Here is a 20,118-nt window from a genome sequence, read left to right on the forward strand (position 1 = left end):
CTTCTGCTGCTTAACCTCGCATACGGTCGTAACTCGCCGGTTCATTCTACAAAAGGCACGCCGTCACCCATTAACGGGCTCCGACTACTTGTAGGCACACGGTTTCAGGTTCTATTTCACTCCCCTTCCGGGGTGCTTTTCACCTTTCCCTCACGGTACTGGTTCACTATCGGTTACTAGGGAGTATTTAGCCTTGGGAGATGGTCCTCCCGGATTCCGACGGAATTCCTCGTGTTCCGCCGTACTCAGGATCCACTCCGGAGAGAGGAAGATTTCGACTACAGGGCTGTTACCCTCTTCGGCTGATCTTTCCAGATCGATTCGTCTATCTTCCTCCTTGATAACTCCAAAGGAGTGTCCTACAACCCCAGAAAGCAAGCTTTCTGGTTTGGGCTGATTCCGTTTCGCTCGCCGCTACTTGGGAAATCGCGTTTGCTTTCTCTTCCTCCGGGTACTTAGATGTTTCAGTTCCCCGGGTCTGCCTTCCTATACCTATGTATTCAGTATAGGATACTGTCCCATTACGAACAGTGGGTTTCCCCATTCGGAAATCTCCGGGTCAAAGCCTGCTTACGGCTCGCCGGAGCATATCGGTGTTAGTCCCGTCCTTCATCGGCTCCTAGTACCAAGGCATCCACCGTGCGCCCTTATTCACTTAACTATCTTCGTGAAAAGACGTTTATATAAATCAATTAGATGTCTTGTCATCATGATCTCATCGCTAGATGAGTCATAATTCCTTATCCAGTTTTCAAGGTTCACAAATTTGAAAGATGCTTTGATCTCTCAAAACTGAACAACCAACACAGTACGTTTCCGTAATATCCTTAGAAAGGAGGTGATCCAGCCGCACCTTCCGATACGGCTACCTTGTTACGACTTCACCCCAATCATTGGCCCCACCTTCGGCGGCTGGCTCCAAAAAGGTTACCTCACCGACTTCGGGTGTTGCCAACTCTCGTGGTGTGACGGGCGGTGTGTACAAGGCCCGGGAACGTATTCACCGCGGCATGCTGATCCGCGATTACTAGCGATTCCGGCTTCATGCAGGCGAGTTGCAGCCTGCAATCCGAACTGAGAATGGTTTTATGGGATTTGCTACACCTCGCGGCTTCGCTGCCCTTTGTACCATCCATTGTAGCACGTGTGTAGCCCAGGTCATAAGGGGCATGATGATTTGACGTCATCCCCGCCTTCCTCCGGTTTGTCACCGGCAGTCACCTTAGAGTGCCCAACTGAATGCTGGCAACTAAGATTAGGGGTTGCGCTCGTTGCGGGACTTAACCCAACATCTCACGACACGAGCTGACGACAACCATGCACCACCTGTCACTTGGTCCCCGAAGGGAAATCCCTATCTCTAGGGAGGTCCAAGGATGTCAAGACCTGGTAAGGTTCTTCGCGTTGCTTCGAATTAAACCACATGCTCCACCGCTTGTGCGGGCCCCCGTCAATTCCTTTGAGTTTCAGCCTTGCGGCCGTACTCCCCAGGCGGAGTGCTTAATGCGTTAACTTCAGCACTAAGGGGTGGAAGCCCCCTAACACCTAGCACTCATCGTTTACGGCGTGGACTACCAGGGTATCTAATCCTGTTTGCTACCCACGCTTTCGCACCTCAGCGTCAGAAACAGACCAGAGAGTCGCCTTCGCCACTGGTGTTCCTCCACATATCTACGCATTTCACCGCTACACGTGGAATTCCACTCTCCTCTTCTGTCCTCAAGTTCCCCAGTTTCCAATGACCCTCCACGGTTGAGCCGTGGGCTTTCACATCAGACTTAAGGAACCGCCTGCGCGCGCTTTACGCCCAATAATTCCGGACAACGCTTGCCCCCTACGTATTACCGCGGCTGCTGGCACGTAGTTAGCCGGGGCTTCCTCGTCAGGTACCGTCAAGGTACCGCTCTATTCGCACGGTACTTGTTCTTCCCTGACAACAGAACTTTACGATCCGAAGACCTTCATCGTTCACGCGGCGTTGCTCCGTCAGACTTTCGTCCATTGCGGAAGATTCCCTACTGCTGCCTCCCGTAGGAGTCTGGGCCGTGTCTCAGTCCCAGTGTGGCCGATCACCCTCTCAGGTCGGCTACGCATCGTTGCCTTGGTGAGCCGTTACCTCACCAACTAGCTAATGCGCCGCGGGCCCATCTGTAAGTGATAGCGAGAAGCCATCTTTCAACTCATCTTCATGCGAAGAAAAGTATTACCCGGCATTAGCCCCGGTTTCCCGGGGTTATTCCGATCTTACAGGCAGGTTGCCCACGTGTTACTCACCCGTCCGCCGCTCGTTCCACGAGCTTCACCCCGAAGGGATCCGCTCGCTTCCCGCGCTCGACTTGCATGTATTAGGCACGCCGCCAGCGTTCGTCCTGAGCCAGGATCAAACTCTCCATAAAAGTAGTTTGACTTGCTCATCTGCACACCGAATGTGCTTGTTTCAAATTCCTTCATTAAAGAAGAAATGTTTTGACGTACTGGTTGGTTCGTTCAGTTTTCAAAGATCAAATGTTGTCGGCCGTTTAAAACAGCGACTCAATCATCTTAACATGTGTTGCTTTTTCGTGTCAACAACTTTTTTTCATTAAGTTGAGAAAGTGTTTCGCTGTCGTTTTTAGCGACATTTACTAGATTATCACGGTAAGCTGTTAGTGTCAACAACTTTTTTTGTGATTTGTTTTAGTGCTTCTCAGCACCATGCCGCTCTCTTAAAGCGACAAGTAATAATTTATCACGCAACGTTATTGAAGTCAATAACTTTTTTGCTGTTCTTTCACGGAGTCTCTCGTTCCGCTCAGCCGCTCTTAATGCGACGTTTAATAATATAGCACGCTTGTTTTAGAACGGTCAATGGTTTTTATTAAAAAAGTCCTCTTCCTTTAATAAATCGATGGAAGAGGACTTTCAACTATAAATGGTTGGGTTGTTCTACAGGCTTATAGGTGCGGTGGAAAATCTGCGGTCCCTTCGTTTCCTGGGGGATCACCTCGATGGCTCCGTGCTCAACGAGATACTCGATCATCGAGGATAGATCCAGTATATATTCCTGGATTTCCGGATGGACTTTCAATTCGCCGAATGACCACGGCTCTTCTCTGTCGTTCATCAAGTCCAGCAAATGCCGGGCGCTGGAACGGGCTCGCTTGCTGATGGAATGTTCAACGGCCAGGACCATTAGCTGGATCCGTTTTTCCGTCGGCTCCCCACTCTCAATTAACTCCTGATAGAGTTTATAGATTTCAGGCTCAATCCGTTTCACCTGATTCCATACGGTGACTTCCGGATGAAAACCTTTCTCTATAATGGACAACCGGGCCAAATAATGGAGCGAGCTCACCATTCTGCTGTAGGAATCCAAATATTGTTCAGAATCATAAAGATCCTTGGATTCACTGTAACTGCGTATCAGTTTGGCGAATTCTATCGCTTTCTTCAGGCTGCGGTTTTTTTGAGGAAACTCTCGAAGGTGCTCTTTCATTAAAGTCACATATTCATTTCTTTCAAAGATGATGCTTCCATTAATCACCCATTCCACCGCCCGCCGGTAGGAGCTGGTGTCAATCCAGTGATGGAGGAGGGTTTCATCCACAATATGCATTGCTGCTGATTTGTTCTCAAATTCATAGTGCTTCACATACCACAGTTCTTCTGCATCCCGTACGATAATGAAGAGAATCACATCAAAGTTATCCGTGACCGGACTGATTGGTTTGTTCTTTTCCAGGATCAGGATCCCCAGGGTACTGCTCTGGCTGGCTCTTTCCTGATAAATCGGGCGTAATAAATCTTCCATTGTCTTTCCCCCATATTCAATTTCCCTTTCCTGTGTTAATTCGCTACGATGCGCCAAAATCCTTTTTCCGTATTGTATTTGTTCCTAGAAAAATATGCTATACTACGTGGTAGATAAGTAAGGAGGGAGCCTTAGTGGCGTTAAAATACAGCAGTAAAATCAACAAGATCCGTTCTTTTGCTTTCTGGCTGATTTTTCTCGGTATCGGAGTCATGTACATCGGCCTGTTGTTCAAGGACATCGTCTGGCTTATGGCAACGTTCATGATTTTAGGGATGGGCTTTGTCGGACTAAGCACCGTCGTTTACTTCTGGATCGGCATGCTCTCCACCAGGACCATCCAGATCATCTGTCCTTCATGCGAGAAACCGACCAAGATGCTCGGACGGGTCGACGCCTGCATGCATTGTGACCAGCCGCTGACGATGGACAAGTCCCTGGAAGGTAAAGATTTCGATGAGAAGTACAATAAGAAGAAATACCGAAACGAAAAGGCTCCTACACAGTCCTGAGCCGTCCGGACCCGTTATCCACGGGTCTTTTTTTTGTATCCATTCATAAAAAATGCCATAAAAAAACTGAAAGCGCAGGGCTTTCAGTTTAGTGGGCCATTTCTGATTGACATTTGGAACACGTTCCATAGACTTCCATACGATGATGGCTTACGTCAAATCCCGTCACCTGTTCAGCTAATGATTCAACTTCGTTAAGGCTTGGATAGTGGAAATCCACGATTTTTCCGCAGTTGTTGCAGATCGCATGGTAGTGGTCACTCGTATTACAGTCGAACCGGCTTGAGGAGTCTCCATAAGTAAGCTCCCGGACCAATCCGATATCCTTGAACACGCGCAGGTTGTTATAAACAGTGGCCACACTCATGTTTGGGAATTTACTTTCCAGCGCTTTGTATATTTCATCAGCTGTAGGGTGGGTCATTGCATTAAGCAGGAATTCAAGCACCGCATGACGCTGTGGAGTGATTCGGACGCCGGATGATTTCAATGTATCAATCGCATCCTGGAGTCGATGATCAGACACGGTCATGCACCTCGCTTTCATAAAATGATTCTTGATTTATAAAATTATTACATTAGAATGCTTACAATTAGTGTAACCTTTCCGTAAACCGGTTGTCAATATGGAAGCCCGTATTCCACGTTGGATTACACATCGGGATGGAGGGGTGTTTCCTTTCCGCTCAGCTTCTTATTCACATATCTGGCCGCAACAAACAGGAAATCCGATAAGCGGTTCAGATAGGACACAACTAGCGGGTTGTTCAGTTCATCCTCCAGCGTAACGGCGAGTCGTTCTGCTCTGCGCACAACCGTACGGGACAGATGGAGGGCGGCTGACGCTTCATGCCCTGATGGTAGTATGAAATTCTTCAACGGGTCAAGTTCCTGGTCCCACGTATCAATCTGCTGTTCAAGGTCTTCAATATGCTCCTGCTTCAGCTTCCAAGTGACTTCCTTCCCCTTGGGTGTAGCAAGCTCCGCCCCTACATGAAAGAGAATCGTCTGGATTTTCTCCATCGTCTGCATGAAAGCTGCCTTATCCGTCCAGTTTTCCTTCCTTAGATGACTGAGCGCAACGCCTATGGTTGAATTAGCCTCATCACACGTTCCGTAGGCCTCCACTCTTACATCATTCTTTGCGACACGCTGGCCGTAAATCAAGGAAGTCTGCCCCTTATCACCGGATCTTGTATAAATACGCATCTCAATACCCCCGTTCTGGATCAATAATATTTCTCAACTCACCGTCTCCGTTCAGGAACACCTCAAGGTTTTCTTCAAAAATGGCAAAGCCGCGCGGCACATAATGAGGAGAAATGCCTGAGATATGCGGCGTGACCGTCACATTTTCCTCTCCCCAGAATGGATGAGCCTCCGGAAGCGGCTCTTCTTCAAACACATCAAGTACGGCATGGGCGATTTCATCGGTGGTGACAGCATCCATAATGACGTCAGCCGGAACAAGATCCCCTCTTCCCATGTTCAAAAAGACCGCATGATCAGGCATGGCAGCAAAATGGGCGTGAGTCAGCATGCCCCTTGTCTCTTCGGTGCTCGGCAGGACAGCAACCATAAAATCAGCTTTCGGCAGGATCAGGTGGATGTCGGAAATCGGGTACACCTGGTCAAAATGCACCTTCGGCCGTCCGGACTTGGACAGGCCGATCGTTGTCATCCCGAAAGCTCCGGCAAGGCGGGCCGTTTCCTGAGCGATGGCCCCTGTGCCGAGCAGCACCATCGTGCGTTCACTGATTTCATTCATCTCAGCTCTCCGGCTCCATTCCCGCTTCTGTTCCTGCTTCATCAGCGTCTTGGCTTTTCTTGCCACCTGCAGCAGCATGGATATCGCATACTCCGCCATCGGCTTGGCATGAATGCCGCGGACGTTGGTCACAAGAATGCCGCGCTTTTTGATTTCGTCAAAAGGCATCCGGTCCATACCTGCTGACAAGACCATGATCCATTTCAATTTCTTGGCCACCTGGATTTTCTCTTCATCCAGATCCTCCCCGTATGTAATGAACACATCGGCTTCTGCTAAATAATGCTGCGCCTCATGCATCCCGTGACAGAAAACGAAATCCACCTCGTCAAAACGACGGCTCAAATGAATCCGGATTGATTCCGGAACCCTTTTAATAGCTGAAACAATCTTCATCGTGTCCCCTCCATCCTCTTTTTCTTTATCTTAGCTTATAAAGAAACCATAGTCACCTATGGACTATGGTTTCAAGCTGTTCTTATTGAAGGTTTTCACGGATGTATTGAAGAGCCGCTTCCACGTGGCCCTCTACTTTCACTTTGCGGAACTCCTCAGCAAGGTTCCCCTCTTTATCAATGATGAAAGTGGAGCGCTCGATGCCGTAATACTCCTTGCCGAAGTTTTTCTTCAGCTTCCATACGCCAAACTCCTCGGAAACCTTGTGGTCTTCATCTGCAAGAAGCATAAACGGAAGGTCATGCTTGTTAATGAATTTCTCATGAGAATCAACCGGGTCCGGGCTGACACCAAGAATGACAGCGTCCAGATCTTCGAAACTTTCATGATGATCACGGAAGTCACAGGCTTCTGTCGTGCACCCCGGCGTCATATCTTTCGGATAAAAGTACAGGACGACGTTCTTTCCTTTGTAATCAGACAAAGAAACGGATTCCCCATTACTTGCCGGCAGTGTGAAATCTTCCACTTGCTTTCCTTTTTCTATAGACATATAAGCACCCTCCTTAAAGATATCTATCCTCTAGGGTACCTTACTCAGAAGGAAACTTCCAATCTCAGTCTCTTTTTTTGTTCGTCTGCCATACTTTGGCGGCAAGAGCCGCGGGAAGCGTGTAACCGATCATAGCCTCTAGAATCGCCAGCCACTTCCCCACCCCTACAGGCAGCATATCTCCATAGCCGACGGTAAATAATGTGACACCGCTGAAATAGATACTACGTATGAATTCTTCGATCCATGATACCCGCCTGGAAGGGATGCCTGTCCGGTATACATCCACCCCTTCCAGAATCAGCACCGTATATATGAGGCCGAAGCCAATCATCACGATGGTGTACAGAAGCATCACAGCAATGAACAGCTGACTCGAAAAAATTTTATGCTCGATTTCCAGGGAGTGAAAGATCTGCCGGAGACTCGCCCCCATCAGAAGCAGTAAAAGGATGCTGACGATAATCGTAACCATAGCGTGCTCCTTCTTATCATCCAGGTGGACATGGGTGACAGGCTTTACTTTTTCTTATGTCTTTTCCGAGATGGATATGCCTCCGGTGCTCGAAGATATTTGCTGAAAAACGGGCGGATGCACAGCCCGCTTTTCAGGGAAAGGCATAAGATACAGTAAACCGTGGAAAGGGGGAATTGTAATGGGTTACGGATATGGCGGAGGCTTTGCGCTGATCGTTGTTCTTTTCATCCTTCTAATTATCGTTGGTGCAGCGTTCGTATACTAAGAAGAACATCAACTGATGGGATGACCATAAACCAGTGTATATTCCTCATGGGTGCGACCGGACAGCTGCATAGGTTCGTATTGAAACACAGAGAAAGACCGGCCTGCTGAGTCAGGACGGTCTTTTTCTATCTTGTGACATGGACAAACATGCTACAATGAGAAAGTGAAACAGTTGTTAGGAGGTATAGCATGAACATTCCACGTTCAGAACAATTATATAAAGAAGCCGAAGCACACATCGTCGGCGGGGTGAACTCTCCTTCACGCGCCTATAAAGGTGTCGGGGGTGGGACACCGGTCTATATGGACAAAGCGCAAGGCTCCCGTTTCTATGATGTCGACGGCAACGAATACATCGATTACCTTGGTGCCTACGGGCCGATCATCACCGGACATGCCCACCCGCATATTACGGAGGCGATCACGAAGGCAGCACAGAACGGCGTCCTGTACGGGACACCGACGGTTCTCGAAAACCGGTTTGCTAAAATGTTGAAAGATGCCATCCCTTCCCTTGATAAAGTCCGGTTTGTAAACTCCGGAACGGAAGCGGTCATGACGACGATCCGTGTCGCGCGGGCATACACCGGCCGGAATAAAATCATTAAATTCGCCGGCTGCTACCACGGTCACTCCGACCTTGTCCTCGTCGCCGCTGGATCCGGACCTTCCACACTTGGTACACCGGATTCTGCAGGAGTACCGTCATCGATCGCCCAGGATGTCATTACCGTTCCATTCAACGACATTGAACCGTTCAAGGAAGCACTCCGCAAGTACGGCGATGAAATTGCAGGTGTCCTTGTTGAACCGATCGTCGGCAACTTCGGAATTGTTGAGCCAAAGCCTGGTTTCCTGGAAGCTGTGAATGAGCTGACCCATGAAGCAGGCGCGCTTGTCATCTATGATGAAGTCATCACGGCCTTCCGCTTTACATATGGAAGCGCCCAGCAGTTGTTGAACATCGAACCGGACATGACCGCGATGGGTAAAATCATCGGCGGCGGGCTGCCGATCGGTGCCTATGGCGGACGGGCCGACATCATGGAACAGGTCGCACCGCTCGGACCGGCTTATCAGGCAGGAACCATGGCTGGTAACCCCGCGTCCATGTCAGCAGGAATCGCCTGTCTGGAAATCCTTCAACAGGAAGGTGTGTACGACGAGATGGACCGCCTCGGTCAAAAACTCGAAGAAGGTATCCTCCAGCACGCGGAACAGGCAGGCGTACAGATTCAAATCAACCGCCTGAAAGGAGCCTTAACGGTTTACTTTACAGATGAAAAGGTAGAAAACTACGAGCAGGCGGAAAACACAAATGGAGAACGGTTTGCCCGTTTCTTCAAATTGATGCTTGCTGAGGGCATCAACCTTGCTCCATCTAAATATGAAGCCTGGTTCTTAACGACCGCTCATACGGACGAAGATATCGATCAGACACTCGAAGCGGTTGAGAAGACATTCAAGATTATGGCCGCTGAATAAGCACCATCCCCTTCTTCCTAGATAAGAAGGGGATTTTTTTATGGAAAGGGAGTTGCTTATCCTGATATTCCATGCTATTATATATTTATAATTCTGAATATTCCCACGAATTATGATCTTTGTTTCATTTCTTTCCCTTTTCATAGGAACCAGCTCTTGGGACTGGTTCCCCTTGGGCTTATGCTGTTTTCACGCATAAGCCTTTTTCTTTTGTTCTTCCTGCCCTATTATCATGTATAATGATGGCAGTCCTCCTTAATCGAGGAGTTTCCATGTAAAAAGGATGATGCTTGTATGAAACTGGGCGCACGGATGATGAAGACAGGTCTTGCGGTCGGGATAGCTCTTTATTTCGGACACTTGATCGGATTCATCTCCCCATTACTCGCTGCCATTGCTGTTGTTTTTTCCATTCAGCCTTCGATTTACCGTTCCTATCAATCGATTATTGAACAACTTCAGGGGAACATCATCGGGGCCATGATTGCCATTGTTGCCGTATTCACCCTTGGCAATGACCCATTTGTCGTCGGCTTTGCGATTATCCTCGTCATCGGAGTCACATCGACGATGAAGATGAACGAAAATACGATATCTCTTGCGGTCGTAGCGGTCATCGCCTTGATGGATGCCACCGACCAGACCTTTCTTTACTTCGCTGGCTCACGACTCGCATCCATGATTCTCGGTATTCTGGCCGCTTTCATCGTGAACCTCGTCTTCCTGCCTCCAAGGTATGAAACACGATTGTTCACCAAAATCGACAGCGCCACCAATGATATTCTACAGTGGCTCCGCGTGACAACGAGGCAGTTGTCGGACGAGCCCGCTTTAAAATATGAAATTACGAGGATTCAGGATGACATGCGCTGGGTGGATCACACGTACCTGCTGTATTCAGAGGAACGGACCTACTTCAAGGGCAGCCGATTTTCCAAAGGAAGGAAAATGGTGCTCTTCCGACAGTTGATTACGACGACGAAAAAATCTTTCGATGTCCTGAAGGCCTTTTACAGGCTGGACCATAAGATCGAACAGATCCCGGAGGATTTCCAGGACGCCGTCGTTCAGGAACTGGATAAGCTGATCAATGCCCACGAGAAACTGGTGTTGAGCTTGAAAGGAAGAATAAAACGGACGCACAAGCAGTCTCTCAGGCGGATCGAGGAACCGGATATTCCTTTATTGGTCGAGCGGTTGATGCATGTGTATGAAGAAAGCAACAATCCCGATAAGCTCGTTTTCCTTCCCCTCGCCTCGCAGCTGATGGAATACCATTATCAGCTTGAGCGGTTGAAGAGACTGTTGAAAAGTTACCAGAACCACCACCAGGGTGACTTCATTCAGACATCAGACAAATAAAAAAAGCATCGCACACGCGGGCTTTAGACGGCCGGGAAGATTTCCGACCGTCTTTTTTTGTCAGGTTCACTAAAAAAGGATGTTCTCCAGTGGTTTATTAGAGAAGATGATGTTCTGAGACACATATGTTGGGAAGTTACGCCTTCGGGTACAGTCAGTTGAGACCATAAACTTTTTTTAAAGACACAAAAAAGGCATCCGCCCATGCGGATGCCTTCTTTTACGTATTGGAATAGGTGGCTGGTTCATCCAGTTCCTGAACTTGATAAAGATCATAATAATGACCTTTCTTCCTCATTAACTCGTGGTGGGGGCCGACTTCAACGATTTCTCCGTTCTCAATGAGAACAATCCGATCCGCATGCGTGATTGTTGATAAGCGGTGGGCAACGATGAATGTCGTCCGCGATGATGCAAGACGTTCCAGCGCCCCTTGGATGAGATGCTCACTTTCCAGGTCAAGCGCACTCGTCGCTTCATCGAGCACTAACAGAGGTGGGTTTTTCAGGAAGACACGCGCAATCGCGACGCGCTGCTTCTGTCCTCCGGAAAGCTTCACTCCACGCTCACCGACGAGGGTGTCGTACCCGTTGGGAAGATCCATAATGAAGTCATGAGCATTGGCTGCCTTGGCCGCTTCGAACATTTCCTCATCTGTCGCATCAGGGTTTCCCATCCGGATGTTCATCGCAATGGATTCACTGAACAAAATGTTGTCCTGCAACACCATCCCGATTTTATCACGGAGCGAACGAGCCTGAACTTCTCGGATATCCGTGCCATCCAACAGGATTTTCCCTGCTGTCACGTCGTAAAACCTTGGAATCAAGCTGATCAGTGTAGACTTACCACCTCCACTCATTCCGACAAAGGCGATCGTCTCTCCTTTTTGGATATGCAGATCGATATCCTTCAGCACGAGCGGATCTTCTTCATCATAACGGAAGGAAACGCCCTCCAGGCGCACATCACCTTCTACACGCTCCAGCTTCTTGGCCCCGGGTTCATCGACAATGTCATATTCCTCATCGACAAATTCAAAGACACGGTCCATGGAAGCAATCGACTGGGTCAGGACAGTGGCTGAGTTCACAAGTCTCCTCAGCGGATTGTACACACGGTCCATGTAGCCAATGAACGCGACCATCGTACCGACCGTCAACGAGCCGGTAATGACCTGGTACCCGGCAAAGGTAATGACGAGCAGTGGAGCCAGATCCGTAATCGTGTTCGTCACGGTATACGTGTACGCATTCCAATTGGTGTGCGTAATCGCCTTATCCAGGAAGTTTTTGTTTTTCGTACCGAACTGGGCCTGCTCATGGTCTTCCAAAGCAAAACTCCGAGTGACCGGAACTCCCTGCACGCGTTCATGCAGATGCCCCTGGACTTCAGCAAGGGCCTGGGAACGATCGCGCGTCAACTGGCGGAGACGAGCGTAAAAGTATTTGACCGCAAACCCGTAAAACGGGAATAAAGCAATCGCTACAAGCGTGAGCCATGGGTCCATCGTCAGCATGATAATAACCGCAACAACAATCGTGATCATATCGAGCCAGATGTTCATCAGGCCTGTGATGACAAACGTCTTCGTCTGTTCGACGTCATGAATGACACGAGAAATGATCTCTCCCGTCTTTGTCCTGGAATAAAACCGCAGACTAAGACGCTGGATATGATCGAACAGCTTTTCACGGATATCATAGAGGATGTGGCTTCCGATCCACTGGGCGAGATACTGGCGGATATATTCCACCGGCGGTCTCAGCACGAGGAAAACGAAGAGCGCTCCGCCCATCAGCCAGAGCAGCTGATCCATTTTTTCCGACTGGGCCATCTGATCTGCATTAATGATGTCATCAATGACGTATTTCGTTATCAACGGCATCAGCAGTGGAATGGAGAATTTAATGATTCCAATAAGAACAGTTAAAATTATTTTTCCTTTATACGGTTTGACAAACTTCAAGTACCTCTTGATGCTGTCCAAAAAATCACCTGCTTCCTTTCACCTGAACAACAAGAGAAGCGCACTCCTTAGAAGTGCGCATCCACTCATTATCTATACGTTAAATATCTTTCGTACCACTGATCAATAAACTCCGGCGAGAAAGGTCCCTTTCTCTGCCTGATCCATCTAAGTAAAATATCCACATTGTTATACAGAATACGGTCCAGCACGTGAGGATAGTTCATTCTTCTCTTATGAACTTCATACTCGTCCTCATCTAAAATCTTGTACGTCATATCCGGAAACACCTTCACATCGAGATCATAATCGATGTACTTGATGGTTCCGTCCTCATAGATGAAGGGAGAGCTGATATTACAGTAATAGTACACGCCGTCTGTCCGAATCATCCCGATGACGTTGAACCAGTACTTGGAATGGAAATAACAGATGGCAGGCTCTCTGGTCACCCAGCGGCGGCCATCGCTTTCTGTGACGGTCGTCCGGTCATTGGCACCAATGATGACATGCCTCGTTCCTTTTAATATCGTTGTACTTTCCCAAACACGGTGTAAATGCCCATTATGCTTATAGCTTTGAATTTCAATCCGCTTCCCTGCTTCCGGGCCGGGCATAAGATCCCCCCTTCCCATTCTTTACCGTTTCACCTTCTGTCTATTATAACGACAAACGAAAGCGAATGAAAACAATTACTCTGAAAAGTATGCCGGACGCTCCCTTCTTTTTTTCAAGAGAACGGGGAGGGGATTCAAGATGGGCCATTATATAGGAAGAAAAAGAAAAAAGAGCCGCCCGTTGCCGGGACGGCTCTTTCTCATGGGAGATTGCAACAGGCTAATCAAACAGCCCGGCCAACCTGCCAAAGATTCAGGTTACTTTTTCTTCGCCTGAGATTTTTGGTTCTGCTCGATTACGTGCTGTGCATCTGTCTGCTTGGCAAACTCAGCGCCGTATTGGGAATTCCCTTGAGCAGCTTGTTGGTTTTGTTGTTTTACGTGATTAACATCCGTACCAGCTGCTGTTTTGTTTTGTTTCGGTTGCTTAGCCATGTGTATCACCTCCGCAAAAATTATTGTGTACAGCGAGCCTCTGTTTCATTCCTCATCGATCGAATTTTTTCACAAAAAAAAGAGCGACCCTTGATGGGACGCTCTTTTCTGATGCTTTGATTAGTTGGCAAGACGCTTCGTACCGATATAGCGGCTTCCCCAGTAGTTGCTGGAAAGGGAGCTGATTTCCACGCCGTTCGTAGAACCTGTGTGGATGAACTTGCCGTTTCCAAGGTAGATTCCTGCGTGAGACGCTCCAGGCTTGTACGTTTCAAAGAAGACGATGTCTCCAACCTGGCGCTGGGAATCACTGACAGACTGCATACGGCTGTCTGCATAAATGGTAGCTACTGTACGTGGAATGCTTACGCCTTCCTGTGCGAATACGTAGTTAAGGAATCCACTGCAGTCAAAACCGGATGGTGTGCTTCCTGCCCATACATATGGTGTACCGATGTGCTTTTTCGCTTCTGCAACCAGTCCATCTACAAATCCAGAGTTTGAACTTGAAGAACTCGTGGTAGATGTATGACTAGAGGATGAAGAGGAAGATGAAGAAGACGAAGTAGACGCCTCACCACTTACCTTCAACTTCTGACCTACATAAATCGTTGTACCGGACAAGCCGTTCAGGCTCTTAAGGCTGGACACGGATGTTCCGTACTCGTATGCAATAACAGAAAGGGAATCACCGCTCTGAACGGTATATGTGCTTGTTGACTTAGATGAAGAAGAGCTTGAGCTGCTGGAAGAAGTAGACTTACTGGAGCTGGAAGAACTTCCAGAAAGAGAAAGCTTCTGTCCAGGATGGATAACATCACTGGAAATATTATTCATGCTCTTCAACTTAGAAACCGACATGCCGTGGTTTACTGCAATCGCCCAAAGGGAATCACCACTTTTAACAGTGTACGATCCACTTCCGGAATTGGAAGACGACGTTGATTTCTGTGAAGATGATGCATCTTTTTCAACAATCAAACTCTGACCAACGTAAATCATGCTGGAATTCAGACCATTCCATGATTTGATTTCTGAAACAGATCCGTCATACTGCCTGCTCAAATCCCAGATTGTATCCCCGGATTTAACCTTGTGCAATTCATCCGCAAAAACTGAAGTTCCCATAACAGATGCCCCAAGCAAAGCTCCACTGACCGCCGTAACCAATTTTTTCTTATTCATGTATTCTTTACTCTCCCCTATGTATGAATTGTTATAATTGTGCAATCAAATAACCTAAATCCCATTATTCATAAAAGACAATTGTTTGTAAATACTCCAAAACTTCTACAAATACCAACAAAGCCAGTCGAACCCTTTGATACCAAGGTTTTCCACGCTTCGTTACATTTACTTTACAGGTTTGTTACATGTGTATTTGTCGAATTTTGTTTGTATGAGCAGGACAATTGTACATACATTAAGGAGGAAAAGGAGGCTGTTCTTTTATGTATGTTGGAAGAGATTTAGCTGGATTGACGATGGAACCCAAACAAAACTGGGAAGAAAAAGAGCTGGGGTATTTTCATACATCCCTGTCGCAGGCCGCGCCCTATCTGAATGCAGAAGGTGTCACGCTGCTCAGGGAAATCAACAAAGAAATAGAGCGCCGCGGCGGTCTGGAAGAAAAGGAAGCTTCCTGGACCAGCGGCACTCATACAGTTACGGACTAATATACGGATGGGCTTTTTGATGGGACACGGGAAATGGATGATCAAGCATGGCTTCACGGGTGACAAACCTGGCCCGCTCATGATCGAGATGGCCGCTTTTCACAACGGCTCTGACCACATCCATTTCCCAGATCAAATGGGAAAACACATGACGGACATGATCCACCTTTTCCCCGAGTTCTACCTTCAGACCATACTCCCCGTACACCCAGACCGGTACGGATTCCTGATCCACATCTTCCAGTGGAACCATCGGATACTGCCACAGCGAGGCTAGAAGCCCTTCTCCGGGGCGCTGCTCAATCAATACCTCACCTTGGTCATTTTCAATTAAAAGCAGCAGGTAAGGGATTTTTTTCTGTTTTTTCTTCGACGCTTTAATAGGGAGTTCGGTTTCGGCTCCTTTTTCAAAGGCGCTGCAGTGATCCTGCACCGGACAAAGCATACAGGACGGTGTCTTCGGTGTACAGATAAGGGCACCAAGCTCCATCAGACCCTGATTGAAGGCGGATGGATCCTCTTTGGAGATCAAGTGCCGGACGAGTTCTTCAAACAGCTTTCTTGTGCTCTGCTTACTGATATCATCCTCTACATAAAGAATACGGGAAAGCACCCGCATCACATTTCCATCGACAGCCGGCTCCGGTGTGTCATAGGCTATACTCAAGATCGCCCCTTTCGTATAGGGGCCGACGCCTTTCAGTTTCCCAAGTTCATCCGGGTCACTCGGTACTACCCCGTCATAGGATTCGACAACTTCCCTGACAGCGTTTTGCAAATTTCGAGCACGGGAATAGTAACCTAACCCCTCCCATGCCTTTAAAACCTCCTGCTCATCGGCTTCGGCTAAGGCTTCGGGGCTTGGGAATCTGCTCATAAAATGGTTAAAATAAGGAATAACCGTATCAACACGGGTCTGTTGGAGCATAATTTCTGATACCCAGACTCTGTATGGGTCCTGATTTTCCCGCCAGGGCAGGATTCTCTGCTCTTTTTTAAACCAGGATATAAGATCATCTCTAAAAGCATTTACATTGGTATGATTCAATAGGAAGGGAACTCTTTCTTTCGGTTTCACTGGAAACACCTTTCTTATTTAACGTTTTCGTCACCCAAAAAGGAGGTTTGTACGTTGGATACTGGTACTCATGTGGTCATGGGTGTCGCTCTTGGCGGTATCGCTACGCTTGACCCAGCCGTAAGCTCTGATCCGGCTTTATTCAATGCTGTCCTGATCGGCACGCTCGTCGGGTCACAGGCACCGGACATTGACACCGTTCTGAAACTGAAAAACAATGCCGTTTACATCCGCCATCACCGTGGAATTACCCACTCCATTCCGGCGGTCCTTTTATGGGGAATCAGTATCCCCGGCATCATATACTTATTTAACCCGGAGGTCAACTTTCTGCATTTGTGGCTGTGGAGCTTTTTAGCGGTCATTCTTCACGTATTCGTAGACATCTTCAACGCCTACGGGACCCAGGCCTACCGTCCGATTACGAAACGCTGGGTCGCTTATGGCTTCATCAACACCTTCGACCCTTATATTTTCATTCTGCATATCGCCGGGATCGTCGCTTGGAACCTTGGGGCTTCACCCGGAATGATGTGGCTGACCATTTACGGAGTCATTGCCATTTATTACGTGAAACGGTATTTCGATAAACGGGAACTTGTCCGCCTCATTCATGAAAATGTGGACGGAGTGACTCAGATTGCCACCTCCCCCACCATCAAGCAGAATATATGGCGGATTGCCATTACGACTCCGGAACATTATTACGTAGGAAGGGCCGAAAACGGACATTTGAAAATTCTGGACAGATTCGTGAATAAACCGATTGATTACGATGATCCGGTCGTTCAAAAAGCATTAACCGACCAGAACATCAAAGCCTTTCTGTCCTTTTCACCCGTCTACCGCTATGAATTAAGCTACTTTGACGAGTATACAGAAGTCCGTTTCATTGATCTGCGCTACCGCTCCCGCGGACGTTATCCTTTTGTAGCTGTTGCGCAGATTGATGATGAGCATGGAGACCACTTGAAGATTCTCAATTCCTATACCGGCTGGGTGTTCACGGAGGAAAAACTGCAGAATAAACTCAGTCCGATGGAATCGAAGTCGTAATGAAAAAAAACCTCTTTGAAGAGAGGCCACTGAAAGAATGAGGATTTGTTAAGGCTAAAGTTTTAAAAAAGCGGATGGTATGGATAAAATATTCCATGCCATCCGCTTTTTTATATTTATGTGGCTTTTCGTTGTACAAGAAAAAAAGGGATTTTCTTTTATAAATCAAAGTCAAATCACTTTTTAAAGATGGGACACCGTTGATTTCACGAGAAGCGTTCGATGGTGACGCCTGCGGGAACAGCGCGAGCCGAAGACCCACTTGGTCAAGTGATCTTCTTGACCAAGTTAGCTGAGGCCGTGCCCGCGGCAAGCATCCATCGCCAAGCAATTCGTGAGAATCAACAACTTTAAACCACTTCTCCTGATTAGGAAGGAGTTTTCAGCGGCCTCCTTTGAACGGGCTCCCTTTTTAATGCAGATCCCCTTTTTTCTCAAGCATTTTCTTGTATTTCGAATTGGTGGCTGCGAACTCATGAAGCCTTGGTCCGTAATTTTGGATCCACTGCGTCACAATCTGTTCCGTCACTTTCTTTCCTTCGTATTCACGACCTGCCTTCGCCCGTGTCGTTTCGAAATCTTCCCACAGAAGCTCGACCCATGTAAGAGCCTCTTCCATTGTCAAATGTTCGTTCTTCTTATATAGGGTTTCAGCCAGACGCTGATAAATTTCATTCATGGTACCACTCCGTCTCTGCCATAGTTTACCCTTTATTATAACACATCACAGGCAGCAGGCGGGGTATACTAAGCCTGCCTCTTCCCGGAGGCATAGGAGGGTGACGAATGCGTAACAAGGCCAAAAATTTCCCGAATGTTCATATGACCCACGCACCGGATGATCAGAGTGAATACTCGAACAAGCGTCCGAACGGAACGATCAACAATAAGCCGCAGGAACGCGCGGCCCGATCGAGACACCGTGATGTTAACGACACAGGGAGGAATTACCATGGGTAAGCGTAATTTCAAAGCCGCTCCGGCTTCTCATTCCCACCGAAGCTCAAAGCACATGAGCCGACGTGTGAATGGTGAAACAGAGCAGACGCAGGCGAACCAGATCACTGAAATTCAAATGAGAAAAAGAAACTAAAGAAACCAGGTACCTTATGTACCCGGTTCAGACTGTCGAGAATTCCTCGACAGTCTTTTTTAACTGAGGCTGTACCGTTTCTGTGAATGCGTGGGTTCACCTGGTATTTTAAAGGCGCTGATAAAGGAAAAGCATCCTTTACCAGCGCCTTTTTGTAAATATGTCTACTCCCTGCGCATGATGGCGGGGAGCGTTCGGTGGTAACGCCTGCAGGAACAGCACGATCCGAAGATCCAATTGGTCAGGCGATCTTCTTGACCAAATCAGCTGAGGCCGTTCCCACGGCAGTCATCCACCGATAAGCAGAGCGGTGTACTCGATACTTTCTATTCCTGTACGTGACGGCCGAGCATGGAAATCGGCAGGGCCTCTTCTTCTGTACTCACCTTTTGACCATTCTGCTTCCGATATCCCCAGGCAAAAATTCCGTTCATATATTCGATGAAGAAGGTATGCTCATAGTCTCCGTCCATTTCGTAGGTTTCCCCTGCTGAGAAATCGTCCGGATTCATCATATAGGCTTTAGCCATAATGATCTTCCGTTCATGGACAGCGTATTCATTGACCATGCCAAGCTGCTCCGCCTTCTGGGCTTTTTCTGTCAGCTCGGCTATTTCATCCCTTAACTCTCTCTCTGAATAGTCGCTGTATCTCCGTTCCATCCTTCTCCCCCTTATCTGTACTTTCTTTACATTCTAACAGGCTTTAGCGACAATGGATATATGTCAGGACAAGGAGGCTGATTTCATTGGCAAAGATTTGGATAACAGGTGCCGGAACAGGACTGGGAAGGGCTCTCGCCCACACCTATGCCCGGGAAGGAAACCACATTGTATTGAGTGGCAGGAAATACGAACCCTTAGCGGCTGTTCAGAGGGAAATTGAACAGAATAACGGACGCGCAGAGGTTATCGTCTGCGATATTACAACCCCTTCCTCCATCGCTTCGGCTGTAGAGAATATCGACCACGTCGATGTATTGATCAATAACGCTGGAACCGGCATTTTCGGAGAGCTGTCTTCCTACTCTGAGAACGATATAGAACAATTGCTGGGAACCAACGTCAAGGGGACGATCCTTATGACACAGGCAGCCCTTCCCCGTCTGCGGCAGTCTGAAGGCCGCGTGTTGAATATCATTTCCACAGCCGGCCTGCGCGGGAAAAAGAACGAAAGCATCTACTGCGCCAGTAAATTTGCTCTCAGAGGCTTCACAGAGAGTCTGCAGAAGGAATGGGAAGAAGAAAGCATCACAGCGACCGCTGTCTATATGGGCGGGATGAATACACCATTCTGGAACGATACCGACCACGTTCAACATCCGGAGAAGATGAAGAGCCCGGAAATCGCAGCAGATCAAATTTACAAAGAGGATGACGGCCGCACTGAAATTTTTGTTGACCGTTAAAAAACAGGCTCTGTTATTGCTTGGTGTTGTTATGTAACATGTGAGCTCAGATCACCCCTTTCTTTCATGGGACTTGTATGAGGCGGCCTTGGGAATGACTCCCTTTCCGCGGGGTGCCGTGAGCCTCCTCAAAGGAAAGCGGACGGTTTTCCCTGCCATCCCAGGCTCTGAATAA

Annotated in this window: 22 protein-coding genes and 2 rRNA genes (1 of these 24 only partly in view); 9 read left to right on the forward strand and 15 right to left on the reverse strand. The window is 48.0% G+C overall.

Going from position 1 to position 20,118, the window contains the following annotated elements; translation table 11 throughout:
- The 3 genes from ACXADP_RS16075 to ACXADP_RS16085 all read right to left on the reverse strand — a co-directional run.
- A 23S ribosomal RNA gene (locus ACXADP_RS16075) occupies window positions 1–661 on the reverse strand; it reaches 2,256 nt to the left of the window's first position.
- Window positions 662–831: 170 nt separating this feature from the next.
- Window positions 832–2,396: ribosomal RNA gene (locus ACXADP_RS16080) — 16S ribosomal RNA — on the reverse strand.
- The 16S and 23S rRNA genes sit together here, the layout of an rRNA operon.
- A 509-nt stretch (window positions 2,397–2,905) precedes the next feature.
- On the reverse strand, window positions 2,906–3,790 hold the full coding sequence (locus ACXADP_RS16085) for a nucleotidyltransferase-like protein (protein ID WP_474971914.1): 885 nt from the start codon (window positions 3,788–3,790) through the stop codon (window positions 2,906–2,908).
- 134 nt (window positions 3,791–3,924) lie between these two features.
- Between ACXADP_RS16085 and ACXADP_RS16090 the strand changes: the two genes are divergently transcribed.
- Window positions 3,925–4,302 carry a YgzB family protein gene (locus tag ACXADP_RS16090; protein ID WP_027956049.1) on the forward strand — a complete coding sequence of 126 codons (378 nt, stop codon included), beginning with the start codon at window positions 3,925–3,927 and terminating at the stop codon, window positions 4,300–4,302.
- Window positions 4,303–4,390: 88 nt separating this feature from the next.
- On the opposite strand, the gene perR is transcribed toward ACXADP_RS16090, so the two are convergent.
- The 5 genes from perR to ACXADP_RS16115 all read right to left on the reverse strand — a co-directional run bounded on the left by perR (window position 4,391) and on the right by ACXADP_RS16115 (window position 7,494).
- Complete coding sequence (gene perR / locus ACXADP_RS16095) at window positions 4,391–4,834, reverse strand: peroxide-responsive transcriptional repressor PerR (protein WP_035532548.1); 444 nt, start codon at window positions 4,832–4,834, stop codon at window positions 4,391–4,393.
- Window positions 4,835–4,953: 119 nt separating this feature from the next.
- Complete coding sequence (locus ACXADP_RS16100) at window positions 4,954–5,511, reverse strand: cob(I)yrinic acid a,c-diamide adenosyltransferase (RefSeq protein WP_474971915.1); 558 nt, start codon at window positions 5,509–5,511, stop codon at window positions 4,954–4,956.
- A gap of 1 nt (window position 5,512) precedes the next feature.
- Complete coding sequence (locus tag ACXADP_RS16105; RefSeq protein ID WP_474967685.1) at window positions 5,513–6,466, reverse strand: D-2-hydroxyacid dehydrogenase; 954 nt, start codon at window positions 6,464–6,466, stop codon at window positions 5,513–5,515.
- Window positions 6,467–6,548: 82 nt separating this feature from the next.
- Window positions 6,549–7,019, reverse strand: coding sequence for a thioredoxin-dependent thiol peroxidase (gene bcp, locus ACXADP_RS16110; protein ID WP_027956053.1), 471 nt, complete (start codon window positions 7,017–7,019; stop codon window positions 6,549–6,551).
- A gap of 64 nt (window positions 7,020–7,083) precedes the next feature.
- Window positions 7,084–7,494, reverse strand: a complete 411-nt coding sequence (locus tag ACXADP_RS16115; protein ID WP_474967684.1) for a potassium channel family protein — start codon at window positions 7,492–7,494, stop codon at window positions 7,084–7,086.
- 181 nt (window positions 7,495–7,675) lie between these two features.
- On the opposite strand from ACXADP_RS16115, the gene ACXADP_RS16120 reads away from it, so the two are divergent.
- The 3 genes from ACXADP_RS16120 (at window position 7,676) to ACXADP_RS16130 (ending at window position 10,611) form a co-directional block, all read left to right on the forward strand.
- Window positions 7,676–7,762 carry a YjcZ family sporulation protein gene (locus ACXADP_RS16120; RefSeq protein ID WP_079478425.1) on the forward strand — a complete coding sequence of 29 codons (87 nt, stop codon included), beginning with the start codon at window positions 7,676–7,678 and terminating at the stop codon, window positions 7,760–7,762.
- A 191-nt stretch (window positions 7,763–7,953) separates the two neighbouring features.
- Window positions 7,954–9,249, forward strand: coding sequence for a glutamate-1-semialdehyde 2,1-aminomutase (locus tag ACXADP_RS16125; protein ID WP_474971916.1), 1,296 nt, complete (start codon window positions 7,954–7,956; stop codon window positions 9,247–9,249).
- Window positions 9,250–9,543: 294 nt separating this feature from the next.
- Window positions 9,544–10,611, forward strand: coding sequence for an FUSC family protein (locus ACXADP_RS16130; RefSeq protein ID WP_474967682.1), 1,068 nt, complete (start codon window positions 9,544–9,546; stop codon window positions 10,609–10,611).
- Window positions 10,612–10,831: 220 nt separating this feature from the next.
- On the opposite strand, the gene ACXADP_RS16135 is transcribed toward ACXADP_RS16130, so the two are convergent.
- From ACXADP_RS16135 to ACXADP_RS16150, 4 genes are all read right to left on the reverse strand, one after another.
- Window positions 10,832–12,601 carry an ABC transporter ATP-binding protein gene (locus ACXADP_RS16135; RefSeq protein ID WP_474971917.1) on the reverse strand — a complete coding sequence of 590 codons (1,770 nt, stop codon included), beginning with the start codon at window positions 12,599–12,601 and terminating at the stop codon, window positions 10,832–10,834.
- Window positions 12,602–12,669: 68 nt separating this feature from the next.
- The gene (ntdP, locus tag ACXADP_RS16140) at window positions 12,670–13,197 is read right to left on the reverse strand and encodes a nucleoside tri-diphosphate phosphatase (RefSeq protein ID WP_027956058.1); all 528 of its coding nucleotides are present in this window, start codon (window positions 13,195–13,197) and stop codon (window positions 12,670–12,672) included.
- Between the two features lie 258 nt (window positions 13,198–13,455).
- Window positions 13,456–13,632: a gamma-type small acid-soluble spore protein gene (locus ACXADP_RS16145; RefSeq protein WP_474967680.1), complete on the reverse strand. Its 177-nt coding sequence runs from the start codon at window positions 13,630–13,632 to the stop codon at window positions 13,456–13,458.
- 120 nt (window positions 13,633–13,752) lie between these two features.
- Window positions 13,753–14,817: a C40 family peptidase gene (locus tag ACXADP_RS16150; protein ID WP_474971918.1), complete on the reverse strand. Its 1,065-nt coding sequence runs from the start codon at window positions 14,815–14,817 to the stop codon at window positions 13,753–13,755.
- A 266-nt stretch (window positions 14,818–15,083) separates the two neighbouring features.
- On the opposite strand from ACXADP_RS16150, the gene ACXADP_RS16155 reads away from it, so the two are divergent.
- Entirely contained in the window at window positions 15,084–15,308 is a 225-nt protein-coding gene (locus tag ACXADP_RS16155) for a cytosolic protein (RefSeq protein ID WP_224872917.1), read from the forward strand.
- Here the strand turns inward: ACXADP_RS16155 and mutY are convergent.
- Window positions 15,298–16,386 (reverse strand): A/G-specific adenine glycosylase, encoded by a 1,089-nt coding sequence (gene mutY, locus ACXADP_RS16160; RefSeq protein ID WP_474967678.1) that lies wholly within the window; start codon window positions 16,384–16,386, stop codon window positions 15,298–15,300. The genes ACXADP_RS16155 and mutY overlap by 11 nt on opposite strands.
- Window positions 16,387–16,440: 54 nt before the next feature.
- Here mutY and ACXADP_RS16165 point away from each other — a divergent pair, with 54 nt between their 5' ends.
- A complete protein-coding gene (locus ACXADP_RS16165; protein WP_474971919.1) occupies window positions 16,441–17,442 on the forward strand; it encodes a metal-dependent hydrolase in 1,002 nt (333 codons plus the stop codon).
- Window positions 17,443–17,854: 412 nt separating this feature from the next.
- Here ACXADP_RS16165 and ACXADP_RS16170 read toward each other — a convergent pair whose 3' ends face one another.
- Entirely contained in the window at window positions 17,855–18,121 is a 267-nt protein-coding gene (locus ACXADP_RS16170; RefSeq protein WP_474967676.1) for a YfhJ family protein, read from the reverse strand.
- Window positions 18,122–18,228: 107 nt separating this feature from the next.
- On the opposite strand from ACXADP_RS16170, the gene sspK reads away from it, so the two are divergent.
- The gene (gene sspK / locus ACXADP_RS16175; protein ID WP_084163184.1) at window positions 18,229–18,402 is read left to right on the forward strand and encodes a small acid-soluble spore protein K; all 174 of its coding nucleotides are present in this window, start codon (window positions 18,229–18,231) and stop codon (window positions 18,400–18,402) included.
- Window positions 18,395–18,535: a YpzG family protein gene (locus ACXADP_RS16180; RefSeq protein ID WP_160838703.1), complete on the forward strand. Its 141-nt coding sequence runs from the start codon at window positions 18,395–18,397 to the stop codon at window positions 18,533–18,535. The genes sspK and ACXADP_RS16180 overlap by 8 nt, the downstream gene beginning before the upstream one ends.
- 326 nt (window positions 18,536–18,861) lie before the next feature.
- On the opposite strand, the gene ACXADP_RS16185 is transcribed toward ACXADP_RS16180, so the two are convergent.
- Window positions 18,862–19,197: a YfhH family protein gene (locus ACXADP_RS16185; RefSeq protein WP_474967675.1), complete on the reverse strand. Its 336-nt coding sequence runs from the start codon at window positions 19,195–19,197 to the stop codon at window positions 18,862–18,864.
- An 86-nt stretch (window positions 19,198–19,283) separates the two neighbouring features.
- On the opposite strand from ACXADP_RS16185, the gene ACXADP_RS16190 reads away from it, so the two are divergent.
- Window positions 19,284–19,943 carry an SDR family NAD(P)-dependent oxidoreductase gene (locus ACXADP_RS16190; protein WP_474967674.1) on the forward strand — a complete coding sequence of 220 codons (660 nt, stop codon included), beginning with the start codon at window positions 19,284–19,286 and terminating at the stop codon, window positions 19,941–19,943.
- The last annotated feature ends 175 nt before the right edge of the window (window positions 19,944–20,118 follow it).

Source organism: Halobacillus sp. AWH4_228 (assembly GCF_056158365.1).

Bases quoted from the DNA above. Each gene is read 5' to 3' on its own strand.
- ACXADP_RS16085 (WP_474971914.1), bottom strand. From the start codon at position 3,790: ATGGAAGATTTATTACGCCCGATTTATCAGGAAAGAGCCAGCCAGAGC.
- perR (WP_035532548.1), bottom strand. From the start codon at position 4,834: ATGACCGTGTCTGATCATCGACTCCAGGATGCGATTGATACATTGAAA.
- ACXADP_RS16100 (WP_474971915.1), bottom strand. From the start codon at position 5,511: ATGCGTATTTATACAAGATCCGGTGATAAGGGGCAGACTTCCTTGATT.
- ACXADP_RS16105 (WP_474967685.1), bottom strand. From the start codon at position 6,466: ATGAAGATTGTTTCAGCTATTAAAAGGGTTCCGGAATCAATCCGGATT.
- bcp (WP_027956053.1), bottom strand. From the start codon at position 7,019: ATGTCTATAGAAAAAGGAAAGCAAGTGGAAGATTTCACACTGCCGGCA.
- ACXADP_RS16115 (WP_474967684.1), bottom strand. From the start codon at position 7,494: ATGGTTACGATTATCGTCAGCATCCTTTTACTGCTTCTGATGGGGGCG.
- ACXADP_RS16120 (WP_079478425.1), top strand. From the start codon at position 7,676: ATGGGTTACGGATATGGCGGAGGCTTTGCGCTGATCGTTGTTCTTTTC.
- ACXADP_RS16125 (WP_474971916.1), top strand. From the start codon at position 7,954: ATGAACATTCCACGTTCAGAACAATTATATAAAGAAGCCGAAGCACAC.
- ACXADP_RS16130 (WP_474967682.1), top strand. From the start codon at position 9,544: ATGAAACTGGGCGCACGGATGATGAAGACAGGTCTTGCGGTCGGGATA.
- ntdP (WP_027956058.1), bottom strand. From the start codon at position 13,197: ATGCCCGGCCCGGAAGCAGGGAAGCGGATTGAAATTCAAAGCTATAAG.
- ACXADP_RS16145 (WP_474967680.1), bottom strand. From the start codon at position 13,632: ATGGCTAAGCAACCGAAACAAAACAAAACAGCAGCTGGTACGGATGTT.
- ACXADP_RS16150 (WP_474971918.1), bottom strand. From the start codon at position 14,817: ATGAATAAGAAAAAATTGGTTACGGCGGTCAGTGGAGCTTTGCTTGGG.
- ACXADP_RS16155 (WP_224872917.1), top strand. From the start codon at position 15,084: ATGTATGTTGGAAGAGATTTAGCTGGATTGACGATGGAACCCAAACAA.
- ACXADP_RS16170 (WP_474967676.1), bottom strand. From the start codon at position 18,121: ATGAATGAAATTTATCAGCGTCTGGCTGAAACCCTATATAAGAAGAAC.
- sspK (WP_084163184.1), top strand. From the start codon at position 18,229: ATGCGTAACAAGGCCAAAAATTTCCCGAATGTTCATATGACCCACGCA.
- ACXADP_RS16180 (WP_160838703.1), top strand. From the start codon at position 18,395: ATGGGTAAGCGTAATTTCAAAGCCGCTCCGGCTTCTCATTCCCACCGA.
- ACXADP_RS16185 (WP_474967675.1), bottom strand. From the start codon at position 19,197: ATGGAACGGAGATACAGCGACTATTCAGAGAGAGAGTTAAGGGATGAA.